General features: G+C 33.3%; 11 protein-coding genes. All 11 read left to right on the top strand.

What is annotated here, in order from left to right:
- Positions 1-2 precede the first annotated feature (2 nt).
- The 11 genes from WEEVI_RS01290 to WEEVI_RS01240 all read left to right on the top strand — a co-directional run bounded on the left by WEEVI_RS01290 (position 3) and on the right by WEEVI_RS01240 (position 13,385).
- Complete coding sequence (locus WEEVI_RS01290; protein WP_013597373.1) at positions 3-683, top strand: phosphoadenosine phosphosulfate reductase domain-containing protein; 681 nt, start codon at positions 3-5, stop codon at positions 681-683.
- Positions 664-1,413 (top strand): ParB N-terminal domain-containing protein, encoded by a 750-nt coding sequence (locus WEEVI_RS01285; protein WP_013597372.1) that lies wholly within the window; start codon positions 664-666, stop codon positions 1,411-1,413. Before WEEVI_RS01290 ends, WEEVI_RS01285 begins: the two co-directional genes overlap by 20 nt.
- A gap of 16 nt (positions 1,414-1,429) precedes the next feature.
- Positions 1,430-1,927: a hypothetical protein gene (locus tag WEEVI_RS01280; RefSeq protein ID WP_013597371.1), complete on the top strand. Its 498-nt coding sequence runs from the start codon at positions 1,430-1,432 to the stop codon at positions 1,925-1,927.
- Positions 1,928-1,953: 26 nt separating this feature from the next.
- Complete coding sequence (locus WEEVI_RS01275; RefSeq protein ID WP_013597370.1) at positions 1,954-2,409, top strand: hypothetical protein; 456 nt, start codon at positions 1,954-1,956, stop codon at positions 2,407-2,409.
- Complete coding sequence (locus WEEVI_RS11100; RefSeq protein WP_260181940.1) at positions 2,357-2,746, top strand: VRR-NUC domain-containing protein; 390 nt, start codon at positions 2,357-2,359, stop codon at positions 2,744-2,746. Before WEEVI_RS01275 ends, WEEVI_RS11100 begins: the two co-directional genes overlap by 53 nt.
- A gap of 42 nt (positions 2,747-2,788) precedes the next feature.
- Positions 2,789-4,129, top strand: a complete 1,341-nt coding sequence (locus WEEVI_RS10860; RefSeq protein WP_013597368.1) for a PBSX family phage terminase large subunit — start codon at positions 2,789-2,791, stop codon at positions 4,127-4,129.
- Complete coding sequence (locus tag WEEVI_RS01260) at positions 4,126-4,659, top strand: hypothetical protein (RefSeq protein ID WP_013597367.1); 534 nt, start codon at positions 4,126-4,128, stop codon at positions 4,657-4,659. Before WEEVI_RS10860 ends, WEEVI_RS01260 begins: the two co-directional genes overlap by 4 nt.
- A 264-nt stretch (positions 4,660-4,923) precedes the next feature.
- Complete coding sequence (locus WEEVI_RS01255; protein ID WP_013597366.1) at positions 4,924-8,757, top strand: tape measure protein; 3,834 nt, start codon at positions 4,924-4,926, stop codon at positions 8,755-8,757.
- The gene (locus WEEVI_RS01250; protein WP_041942021.1) at positions 8,754-10,748 is read left to right on the top strand and encodes a hypothetical protein; all 1,995 of its coding nucleotides are present in this window, start codon (positions 8,754-8,756) and stop codon (positions 10,746-10,748) included. The genes WEEVI_RS01255 and WEEVI_RS01250 overlap by 4 nt, the downstream gene beginning before the upstream one ends.
- A complete protein-coding gene (locus WEEVI_RS01245) occupies positions 10,745-12,595 on the top strand; it encodes a hypothetical protein (protein ID WP_013597364.1) in 1,851 nt (616 codons plus the stop codon). Before WEEVI_RS01250 ends, WEEVI_RS01245 begins: the two co-directional genes overlap by 4 nt.
- Positions 12,585-13,385, top strand: a complete 801-nt coding sequence (locus tag WEEVI_RS01240) for a hypothetical protein (RefSeq protein ID WP_013597363.1) — start codon at positions 12,585-12,587, stop codon at positions 13,383-13,385. The genes WEEVI_RS01245 and WEEVI_RS01240 overlap by 11 nt, the downstream gene beginning before the upstream one ends.
- Positions 13,386-13,387 lie beyond the last annotated feature (2 nt).

Here is a 13,387-nt window from a genome sequence, read left to right as displayed (position 1 = left end):
ATATGTTAACGCCTTTAGAGCATGCAAAAAAAGTAATTAGCACGGTTAGAGATCGCTCAAACCGTGCAATACTTTTTTATTCAGCTGGTAAGGATAGTATTGTTTTACTTGATTTAATGAGTAAGCAATTCGATGAGGTTGTATGTGTGTTCATGTATTTTGTGAAAGATCTTGAACACATCAACAAATATATTCGATTCAGTAAAGCAAAATACAAGAATGTTCAGTTTATAGAAGTTCCACATTGGATCCTAACGAAAGTATATTCAACAGGTTTTTATTGCAGTCCTCAAAAGGTACGTCAATTAAAGTTAAGAGATGTAATTGAATCAATGAAGCTCCGTACTGGAATACCTTATGCGTTTATTGGTGAAAAGCAATCCGATAACATGAATCGTAGGATAAAGCTAAGACAATACGAGTTAGAAGCGATCAGCCACACAAACAACGTTTACCCGTTAAGCCATTGGAAAGATGGAGATGTGAGAACTTACATTGAGAAAAACCAATTGCCTACTCCTATCAATTACGGTAAGAAGAAAAACAAATCTGTAGGAATGTATTTCGACACAGACGTGTATTTATGGTTACGCGATAACTACCCTGATGATTTAAAGAAAGTACTAAAGCAATTCCCATTATCCGAAAAACTATTATTTGACCATGACACAAAGAGTAATTAATAATCCTGATGCAAAATTCAATCAATCGGTTACTGTGGTTATTAAGAGATCACAAATCAACTTTTCACCATATAACCCGAAGCATCATACAAAAGAGCATATCAACGACATTAAGCGTAACTTCAAAAGAGTTGGTTTTTTAGGTGGAATAATCTGGAATAGCATTACTGGAAATCTTGTAGATGGTCATAAACGTGTAATGGTCCACGATTTATACTACAAATACGATGGAACACCTGAAACCGATTACGACATCAAAGTTGAAAAAATAGAATTAGATCAGAAAACGGAAAAAGAGCAAAACGTTTTTCAATACAAAAGCATAACGCCTTTGAATGATGAGTTGATGCGTGAATTAATAAGTGAAATTGATTATAAAAATGCTGGGCTTGATGATTTTGATTTAAATTATTACGGGGTTACGGTTCCTGAATTAAACAACAATAACATTCATGATGAAATCGAACACTTGTATCAACCTATTGCAGAACAAAAAACCATAGAGCGTGAACTGTCGGATGAAGAAAAAAAACAAGCCGTAAAAGATGTAAAAAAAGAAATTCAAGAAAAGGCTATAGAGAAGACCAAAGATATGATATCCTACATTACGTTATCATTCGATAATCATAAAAGTAAAGAGGCTTTTTGTAGAAGATTTGATATCCCAGAGTACTCAACAATTATAAAGGGTGAAGAGTTTTCAAATAAAGTAGAGAGAATTTATGATTAGTTTTAAAAATATATAAATGGAAAAAAAATTGAACGCACTAGAACAACAGCAATTTTTTGCAGAATTGAATGAAAATATAAAAAAAGAAATTCGAGAACAGTTAACATCATTCCCTTTTCCAATTGATGAAGTAACCGATTTTGAATTTAGATTAAAAAGAGTAGCGAATAAAATACTTAAAAATTCATCTTTAAATAGATTAAAGGCAGATTTGGAGGTTTATAAGCAATTGAGCAACGATAATTTCAATTTATTTTCAGTTTCTTATTTGCTGAATGTTGCTCAGGATATGTCAGCTAAAGAATTAGAAATAACAACAGGTGAATATATCCAACTAATCGAAGAGTTTTACGAATACGGTAAAATATACAATAAATACGCTACACCAATAAAAGAAGCTATCCAAGGAAAGTATCAAAAAATAGCGGATAAATATCAAAATGAAGCGTTGGTTGATCAGAACCAAAAGCGAAAAGTCGACAACAAAAAGGTTATCCCTTTAAGTAGAAAATAAGATAAACTGCTGTAATAGATTGTAATATGGCAAAATTGACAAAGACAAAAGTAAAAAATGCACTTGAAAAAGCTGGTGGAATGCCTGTGCATGCTTCAAAAATTCTAAATGTAGAGTATCCGACTCTTTATAGATTTATGAAGAGAAACCCTGAAATGGCAGAAATCAGAGAAGCTGCACGTTCCAAGTTGCATGAAGATTTGGAAAGCTTAACAACTTTTGCCATTAAGACAGGATATATTGCTAAAGCAGTATTAGACGAAAAGGGTAATCCAACAAAAGAAGTGTTTTACGAAGATGTGGATACTCGAACAAGATTGAGCCAAGCTAATTTTTTAATGAATCAATACCGTGCATCGGTAGGAATAAAAGATGAAATAGATGTCACAACGAAAGGTGAAAAGGTTACTACTGAACGAATCGCTATCATTGAGTTACCCGAACATTTACGTCCAAAATCCGAAGAAGAAAAAGCAGAGTAATCACGAAAGTAAATTACAACAGCAATGCGTAAAATGGTTTAGGCTACAATTTCGTGATGTGATGATATTCTCAATTCCGAATGGTGGATCAAGGCATCAGAAAGAAGTAGCAAAAATCAAAGCTGAAGGTGTGGTAGCTGGTGTTTCAGATTTATTCATCATGAAGGCATCGAGAGGATTTCACGGATTATTCATTGAAATGAAATATGGTAAAAACACAACTACCGAAAAGCAAGATGTTTTTTTAGCCAAAGCGCGAAGCGAACGCTACGCAACAGCTGTTTGTTATTCCTTTGAAGAATTCGTAAAAATCACTACACAATATTTAAAAAACTAAAGGATATTTTTGTCCGTAAATAAAATTAACGATTAAAGTTAAATGCGCGCTTTACTCCATGAAGATAATATTAATCCAGTTTACATACCGTTTTTCCAAACTACAAAAAGGTATGTAAATCTTCGTGGTGGTGCAGGTTCATCCAAAAGTTACACAACAGCTCAAAAGCTACTTTCCATTTTATTAAATCCGTATGGACACAAAGAAAAGGTACTTGCACTCAGAAAGGTTGGAACTACTCTTCGTCATTCTGTTTTTGCATTGTTTAAAGAAATAATTCATGCCTACAATTTAGACGTTCAATACAAAAGCAGTACAATGTCATTTCACGCTCCTAACGGCAATGAAATAATTTTGGCTGGGCTAGATGATTCTGAAAAAATTAAATCGGTTGCTGGAATTACTAAAATATGGCTCGAAGAAGCGACAGAATTTACCGAAGAAGACTTTGACCAGCTTGATTTACGTATACGCGGGCATGTCGATTCTTTTTATCAAATTATTCTTACTTTTAATCCTATTCATGAAAGGCATTGGATTAAACGAAAATTTTGGGACACTCCAGAAGAAGGTGGAGAATATGACCCAGAAATGATGTTTAATTTAGTAACAACATATAGGGATAATAAATTTTTGGATGAGCAATACAAGCAAAAACTAGAAAAGCTTATTAACTCAAACATCAACTTATACCGAGTTTATGTAAAAGGTGAATGGGGTATTGAACAAAACGACAATATGTGGCTTTACGCTTTCTCGAATGAAAAGCACGTGAAACCATCAATACCATTTCTACCAACATATGATGTTTATCTTTCATTTGATTTTAACAAAGATCCGTTGACGTGTTTAGCATTTCAAATGTCGCCAAACAAAGGCGATCATCATAGTTTTATACATGTAATCAAAGAATTTGGAGGTAAGAAATCACTTGAAGATTTATGTACTGAAATTAAAATGTATTTTCCTGGTTCAATATTGTACGTTACAGGTGATAGTTCAGGAAATACGGAAGGTGTAGTCGGGTATCAATCGATACACGATTCTGCTTATACTTTGATTAGATCATACCTTGACATCCAACCAAAACAATTACAACCAATCACATCAAATCTGCATTTCGAAAACAGTAGATTATTGATGAATCAAATGTTTGCACATTACCCAAATCTTTTCATATCCGCAGAGGGTTGTCCGAATTTTATAAATGATTGTGTTATCGCAACGATTGACGAAAAAAGCCACAAACCGCATACGCTCAAAAAAGACCGTGATTTATACAAAATGGATTATTTCGATGGTGGTCGTTACTTCTTCCAACGTTATTTTCACGATTTCGCTAAAACAAATTATTTCAATATAAAAGGAAAAATACCAGCATGAAAAATGATATAAAATTTAAGAAAGTGTTTGAGTCTAAAATGTTAAAAGACACAAACGGGGATCCATTAATATTTTACGCTTTAGCAGATGCGTCGCAATATCACTTGTCAAGATACGTAGCTGCATCGGCACAAAATATTTATTCCGAGTCAGGCTTAACAAAAAGTATTCTTGCTAAAATATGTTCAGAAATGACCAATGCTATCAACAATAAAAAACTGGATGAGGTTGCGGTGTGGGTGAATAATATAAAGGCTCGCATTTCTTACCCTGTTGATGAAGATGCTAGTCTGCGTATGGCTATGATTTATCATTTTGTTGAGGGTGAAAACCCCGATAAATGCGAAAATCATTGGACAGAATGGAAATTAAAACAAATCAAAAACGACCCTGAAGCTTACAGTTTTTTTTTGCCGATTGGTTTGGCATACACTCCAATATACAGAGAATACTTAGAGGAAATTTCAGAAGCTTCTTTGATGGAAAGAAAATCAATGATCCAGATGTTGACACCACAGCACCAATTATAAAAATTACAGAATTGTACGAGTCATATTCACTAAATGCATTGAAAATAAATGAGGGAGATAACATGAAGGCTGATTATTTTTTAAACACAACAGTTTATGAATATTTTTACAAACTAACATTAAGGAATAAGTATGTTGAATGGCACAATGAGGAAATAAAAAAGCACACTAAATGACGTGCTTTTTTTGTGCATTGATTTTATTTTTCGAAACAAGTATTTATAATAATTATATTTTGATTTATTTTAGTAATTTTGTTAAGTTATGGCAGACGAAATTATAGATATCATTCATAACATTTCCTACCAAGTACATGATGCTGAACTTGATAAGGCTATACGTACCGTTGAAGGAAATATTAAAGGAATCGAAAACCTTACCAAAAGGCAAATCCGTTTAGCTCAACAATATAATAGAACGGCAGTGCAAGACAATGAGACAAGGGCTAGACTATCCCGAATGATAAATCAAAATACTTCTGCCCTTAATTATCATAAAAAAAGTTTAGAGCAAAACATAATCAGTAATAAACGATTAACCCATTCGATGGAAAAAGAGCTGGGTATAATCGGAGCTGTTGAACAAAAATTGAAGCTACTTCAAGCTGCTAGACGTAGAGCAACATCCGATGAAGATATCCGCAGATATGACAATTTAATTAACCAACAACGGACTAGACTTAACAACTACAACGCTAATCCTATTCCAAATCTTAGTAAAGGATTGTTAAGAAGTGTCAGTGGTGTGTCAAGGTTATTACCAGCCATTGGCGGCGCTTTGAGTATTGCCACGTTGGGAAATCAGGTGAAAGACGTAACACAACGATTTGAAAGTTACCGAACCACACTCCGTAATACTTTTCAATCATCTATAAAAGCTAATGAAGAATTTACTAAAATTAAAACGTTTGCGGAAAAAACACCATTTGCAGTCGATGAACTAACTTCATCTTTCATTAAATTGGTGAATAGAGGTTTTACGCCAACTTATGAAGAGTTAACGAATTTAGGAGATTTAGCGGCTTCACAAGGAAAATCATTTGACCAGTTGGTGGAGGCTATACTCGATGCTCAAACAAACGAATATGAAAGGCTGAAAGAGTTTGGTATCCGTGCTAAAACTGTGGGTGATTCAGTTACGTTGACTTTTAAAGGAGTAGAGAAACAAATCAAAAAAACCGATGAAGAAGCAATCCGAAAAGCGATTCTGTCATTCGGTCAAATGAAAGGTGTAGCTGGTGGAATGAATGCTCAAGCACAAACTTTGGGCGGGACCATTTCAAATTTGGGTGATTCATTTGATGGATTATTTTCTGCTATCGGGTCTCATGGTCAAAGTTCCTTTCAAGGGCTGTTAAATTCAGTAAAGGAAACAGTAGATTGGTTTACAAAAATGATAGAAACCAGTCCTGTAGATAGCTTGCGGGAGCAACGCAACGAATTAAATCTTTTGGTTGGTCAATTAATTATAGCCAATAATCAAGAGGAGGTTCGAAGCTCATTAATGAGTGAAATTGCATCGAAATATCCAGAATATTTAAATTTAATTGATGCTGAAAGGTCATCTACCGAACAATTGTCATCCGCTTTGTCAGTTCTGAATCAGGAGTATGAAAACAAGATAAGATTAGCGTTAATCAGCGAGGAGCAGAACAGAATTACAGAAGAACAAACCAGATTAATTGGCAAACAGCGAGAAGCAATTAAGGCTTTATTGCCCGAATTGGCAAAATATGGATATACAGAGGTTTCATTTTCAGCCTTAAGTCCTTCAGAACAGCAACGTGTAGGAAATCAAATTCTTAAAAAAAGTGTTCAAAACAAAGGAGAGGATTTAATTAATGAACTTTCAACTTCAACACGTGAATTTGCTGGAGAAAGAAATTTAAATAAAGTAAAACAGGCATCTGAATTTCAGAAAAATTGGGAAAATTTCAACTCTATAAACGAAAAATTAAATAAAGAAAGGCTACATCAAATCAAACTTACAAATGCTCAAAATGAAAGTTATATCAAAGGATTAAAAGAAACATTAGCTCAAGAAGAAGAAGAGTTGAAATTAATGAAAAAGCAAGGGGCTAATCAAAATCAAATTTTAGCACAAGAAAAATTAATACAAGGTATTCGGGATAAGATTAATTCACCAACAAAAACAAAAACTCCTGCTAATTCATCTACTGGAACAACAAAAACAAAATCAAAAACACACTCAGGGCGAACCGTTGATCCGAATAAAGAGGCGTTAAAAGTTATCGAGGAAAATTATAAAACGGAGTTAGAAAAAGAAAAGCAAGCCTTAGAAAAAATAAGAAAAGAAAAACTCACTGCACTCCAAAATGAAGAAATAGACCGAATTACATACAATGAGAAGATGCAAGACATTACAGATTCTCATAATGCTAAATTACTATTGCTAGAAATAAATTACGCAAAACAGCGTATTCAATACATTAAAGGTGCAGAAAAGGAAGCGAGCCAAACAAGAATAGCAGAAATACAAAATTCGATTATTGACTTATCAACAGCACTAAAGGAACGAGCAGAAAAAGAAATAAAAGCATTGATTGATAGCCAGCGTGTAATTGATGATGAACTGTTCAAACTATCTGCTGAATCGCTCGATAAAGAAATAAAAAACATCCAAAAAGGTACAGATGTTCAATTAGAATCAATTGATGAACGCAATAAAGAATTAATTCGTAAGCATGCGAAATTAACTGATGATTTAAATAATCCTGAATTATCAGCCAATGCAATCGAACAATTAAAATTAGTCGAGGAAGCACAAAAGAAAAATGAAGAATTAAGATTAAAAGTTGTTAAAGATTCTGAAAAGCGCATCCGAGAAACGAGATTAAAATATGTTTTAGAAGAAATTAAGGAATTAGAAAACCTTGCAGTTTCAAGAATTGACCATTACACAGAAAAAGAGCAAGCCGAATTTGATAAAAAATACCTTGATAAATTACGAGAAAATGAAAATGAGTTAGAAAAAATACGTAATCAAGCCGATGAAAATGATAATAAAAATTTATCGAAAAACAAAAAATTAAAACTAGCCGAAGAAAAAGCAAACAAGGAAGTAGAAATTGCTAAACGTGCAGAGTTAACGAAACTTTTCATTATAAAAACATCCATTGAAAATCAATTAGCAGTACTAAAGGCAGGGTATGATGATTTGGCAGATGAAGAAAAAGAAGCACGACAAAAGCAGATTGATGCGTTAAATTCTCAATTATCCACAACACAAAACTCAATTAAGAAAGGATTTGATGGACTGGAAGAAAACCCATCAAACGAAAAGTGTAAATGGTCTGAAAAAGACGAAAAAATATTGAATACTTTCCGTGAAATAAATGCATATGTGAATGAAGTTACTGGATCCGTTACCACATTTACTGAGGTTTTACAAAATGCGCTTGATTTGGAAATATCAATAAGAGAAAGGCGTGTTGAGCGTATTCAAAAAATAGCTGAACGAGGTAATGCAGAAATATTACAATTGGAAGAGCAAAGATTGCAAAAAGCACAAGCACAGCAAGAAAAGTACGCACGGCAACAAATTGCAATTAATTCTGCACAACAAATATCCGCATCGTTGGTTGCTGTCGCTGAAGCCGCCAAAAGAGGTGGTGGGTTTCTATCTATTGCAGCGGTGTTAGCTACTATTTCTGCATTAGCTACTGGATATGCTATGGCAAAATCATTGTCGCAAGACAGTACTGGTTCATTAGGTTTCAAAGATGGTGTAGTAAACTTATATGGACCAGGAACGGAAACATCGGATAGTATACCAGCACGATTGAGTAAAGGAGAGAGTGTAATTACTGCCAAAGGAACTCGTATCGGAGATAATGCTAAAATTTTAGAAATGATGAATAACAATGTAGCATTTTCTTTACCAAATATTAAAGACGTTGGTGTAACATCAACCGTAATGCATAATAAAAAAGAAGTGTTGGATATAAAAAACGAGCTGGCAGAAATTAAAACAGCAATAGAAAATCAAAAATCAAGTTCGGTAATAATTGATGCAGATGGATTGGTTGCAATGTCAAATGCGGTTAATATTCGTAAAATGAAACGTGATTTGTTATGAAGTTAAAATTATACATGCGCAAGCTTCAACTTTACGATGAATTCCAGCGTCCAGTTTGGTATTCAGGCATCAATCCAAGTTCATTAAATATTGTTGAAGGTTATATACCAAACAACGAATGGATTGAGTTTACAAAATATATTGATAATCTTGACGAATTAAATATCGTATGTAAAGCAAGGAGTACCGAAAATACACGGTCTATATCAAACATTGAGAAGTCAGTCACCAATGAATTACAATTATATGGAAATGCTTTTAAGTTTGTAAAAGACTGGCTAATGGATCATGTTGCGTCGCCACTTAATGGAATTGAAGTAAAAATTGAGTTAGAAAACATAGGTACAATGACTGACTTCGTTATAAAAAGTGACGGATTAAATTACTGCGATGATGATTATTGTACTATTGAAGTAAGCTTAAAACAAAAAGATGATTTTTATACTTGTATTTATTCAACACTTGTAACAGATAATCATTTAGGAATGTTTAATGGAGAATATAAGCATCCTAGATTTTCGTACTGCAATGAATTTAGACCTACATTTTTATTGTCTTTACTTTTCCAAATTTTAGGGGTTGTTGGAATTGTTTCTATTATAATAAACCTAATATTACAAATAATCATAACGCCAATAATTACGGTAATTAACGCAATAATTTCTGCGGTTAATAAAATACCTGGAGTAAGAATTAAAAAAATTAAAAACCCAATCCCTTCAGTAAAAGAATTAATCAACTCTATAACTGATATATTTATTGATTTGTTTGGGTGTGGGCGTGAACATCCCGCTCCTTTAGTTAGAGATTATATAAGAAATGTTTGCTCAAAGTGTGGAGTAAGAATTACTACAGAGTCGATACCGTTTTTCTTTAATCCATCATCACCGTATTACAACTTAACTTATTTTTCAGCAGAAACAAAAAAAGGTGTTGACAAGAAAAGTAAAAAATATTGGATTGAAGATAATGACCCGTTATTAACTCTTGATATGTTATTAGACCAATTAAAAAAACCTTTTAATGCTAAATGGTATATTAAAGAAGGAGTGTTGTATTTTGACCATGTTGATAAGCTAGATAGTAATGATTACGTTTTTGATTTTATAGATAAGGATAAAAATTTAATCCTAGACAATATATGCTACAGTTGGAATACACAAACAAAACCTGCTTATATGCGTGTTGGATATTCTGTAGATGCTTTTGATAATCTCACAAGCGATTGTAGGGTGAGATATAACGATATTATTGAATTTAATAAACCTATTAATCCGATATTGTCGGGCAGTCAAGATGATACTTTGGTGGAGTTTGCTCCTACTCGATTCAGAAATGATGGAATTGATACAGATTATGTTACACAGACTTTAAGCCCTATTGGGAAAGCAGGGAAAATAATAGGATTGTTATTAACAGGTCCACAATTCCTAATAACTCTTAACCATGTAAAGAAAGAAATGAAACATTACAAAGGAGTGGTATTAATGCAAAACCACACCACGATGTTACCACGCTTAATTATTTGGGATGGTAAAGATAAACAAGCCGCTAAAGCCGTGAAGAGTTATCAGTATGGAGGAGCGATGCCAAGCCCTAATGATATCTATAATACGGGAGGAATACCATATGACCAAGCAAACAAAGCGGGTGAACAATACGATGAATTTTATAAAGAATATAACTACGTAATAAACTATCCAATGTTTTACGATGCTCAATATAAAGGCAATTTATGGGATTTTCATCAAACAAAAGACCCACGATTTAATCCTGTAATGAATAAAGAATTTGAGCTATCAATACAACTATGTACTGAAGCTTTGCACAGATTAAATGTTCTTGAAAATTCAGGAAATGTCAATATAGAACGAAAAGTAAAAATTGATGCGGGCGAATACTACAAAGAGGGTATTATCAAAGAAATCGAAATTAATTTCGATGGTCGGAAAAACAAAGGTAGGTATATAAAAATAAAAGGAACTGTATGATTTTTGTCGACTCACTATCGCAATTGCGAATAAATAATTTGTGCAGAAACGAAAAGCCATATTCACAGCCTGTTGTTACTGCTTCGGATATAAATCTACAAGGTAGACTACCCGAACAATCATTAAATAATTATAGTGTAAAAGTTGTGCTTTATAATTGTACGGGAGAAGTTTTTATCCAAGACGTTACGAACAGGTTCCGAATACAATTTGGAGTGTCAATTTACAACTTCAGATACTTTAACCTACAGCTTCGTGAGTGGGGAGAAGATTTTCCTGTAGATTGCTTCACGCTTAGAGTTGAAATAAGAAATAACGGACAATTAATATTTAATAAAATTACAGAAACATACCAAAGATTAAATCATTCCAAAAGATGTTACATTGAGTTGACTAACACAGAATGGGATGATTTTTCTTTGGGCAGAGGATATCTTCGAGTAAATCAAGACCAATTATACAACAACATAAACGAGCTTGCGAACCATTTCGAGCCAGTATATCATCAAGGAACAAATAAATGGAATTTATATTTTGACTGTTCTCAAGTGAATAAAATTACAATCTTAAGGTCAAATGCATTAACTTTTCCTTTAACTGGTGTGTTAGGCGGTGGTATAGAAAAGAATTTACCAATTTATGCCGTTTATGTCATTGATGAAGATGGGTGTAATTTACCATATACGCGGATAGAGTCAACTTATGATTGTTTAGATAATGTAACAGGATTATATTACGGCGACCCTAAATTATTATTAAACTATCATGGTAATGATCCAGATTTAAGATATTCTAATTCTCAATGGATTGAATCTGAAATAAAAAAGCAACCTACCGAATATGAAAAACAAATATCGTTTTTAGGAAGGGTGCAACGTATTGATGTTACTCAAACTTACAAATTCACGGGGTTAATTCCATTTCCTCAATGGAAGATGGAGGAAATAGAAGCAATATTTTCAGGCAAAAGAATATATGTTGATTCAGAAGAATATATCCATCGAAAAGGTGTTGTGTTTAAAACCGATACAATTCGGAACACCTGTAGTTGGCTGTTAGACGTGTCTTTTGAGAAAAAAGTAATAACAAACGATTTTAGTTGTCAGGACGATTGTACGACTTTGTGTACATATTATGTAATATGGGGAGGGTTGAAAGACCAGGCATATTTTGACGAAAACGGAAAAATAATCGGGCATACCTTCAATGAGCTTTTAAACTATTTTAATTCTTTTAGCGATGTTATATCTATTGAAGAGTATCCAAGCAGTGAAACAGCATGCCAGCCTGTTGCGATAATAAAAATAGACTCTTTTGGGTTCTTACCAAGTTTTATACATTACTGGGAATACTCGCCTGCTAATAGAGTTTACGCACAAAAAGACGATTGCGTGTTGCCTAAAAATTTATGCAATGGGGTCGAAGGTTTATGTTTGCCGCCTAATGGAATTAAATCAACTTGTGAAATTATAGAGGATTGTCAAAGACCATCAAGTATAATTACTAATTGCGTTGATTTAGTAATAACCAAAGGCGGAATAACTTTAAGCAAGGATTGGGTTCTTGCATCAGGCTCTAAATTAGAAGCAGACCAGTTTGGGAACGCTATGATTTTATTGAAACTAGAAAATCATAAAATACCTTTAGATACAAACCTGTTAAATGAAAATATAGGAACACTTAATGCTGTAATGCAGCCAAAAAACACAGAGTTTATAGAAAAAGAAAATCTAAGCGTCATGATAATGAGCAACGGAGACTTGTATGTTAGTTCTGATAATTTAGATTTTACAAAAGGATATTTGGAGTTAACGTTAAATATAAATTACAATATAAATGGCAATTAATTGGGAAATAAATGTGCAAAACCCTGTTCTTGCAGACGGCATGAGCTTTAGGGTAAGATATAAAAAACTACCAGACGGCAAATGGGTTGATTTTTTGCCAAACCCAACTACAAATAAATTTATAATTAAAAATTTAGAAAACGGGAAACATCAGGCAGAAATTAGGACGGTTTGTTCAAACGGATCATTATCTGTTCCTGTTTATGTTGAGTCCAATTGCTCGAATGGTGGGTTAGATGAAAATCCTCAAGGTTATTTTATAAATATATTCTGGAATGACAATCATGGAGTTGAAGATAGAGAGTATGTAAACGCATACAATCACATGGTAAAATATAAAACCAATATTAAAACTGAAGAGGGAGGAAATATTGCTATCCAAACATCTCTTAACGGAAGTGATTGGGCGACTATAGATTACCTAGAAAGTACTGATGGAATATTTCCGATAAGCGGGGTAAAGCCTGAAAAATTATATGTTAGGGTTTTAGGTTCTGTAAATAAAGGAACGGAGTGGATTGAATCAAACGTGTTGCACATAAAACCAAAAGACGAGTCGTATTCGTGCGAAACCTACACCTTTAGAAATACAAATAATATTATAAAAAAATGTTATTGTCGCGGTGCGTTAATACATTGTGCGGAAGCAGACACTTGTGATTCAGCAGAAATTGAAATAATAGAAACCCAAAAACCTTTAACTGTTTATTGGATAGACTGTCAAACGGGGGAACAGAAAAGCCACACGTTAAAAGAATTTGAAAGTATTACTGTTAACCGCAGAATATGATG

Source organism: Weeksella virosa DSM 16922 (assembly GCF_000189415.1).
Taxonomy (GTDB): Bacteria; Bacteroidota; Bacteroidia; order Flavobacteriales; family Weeksellaceae; genus Weeksella; species Weeksella virosa.
Note: the sequence above shows the minus strand (reverse complement) of the source record. Positions and strands in the feature narration are given on the sequence as shown.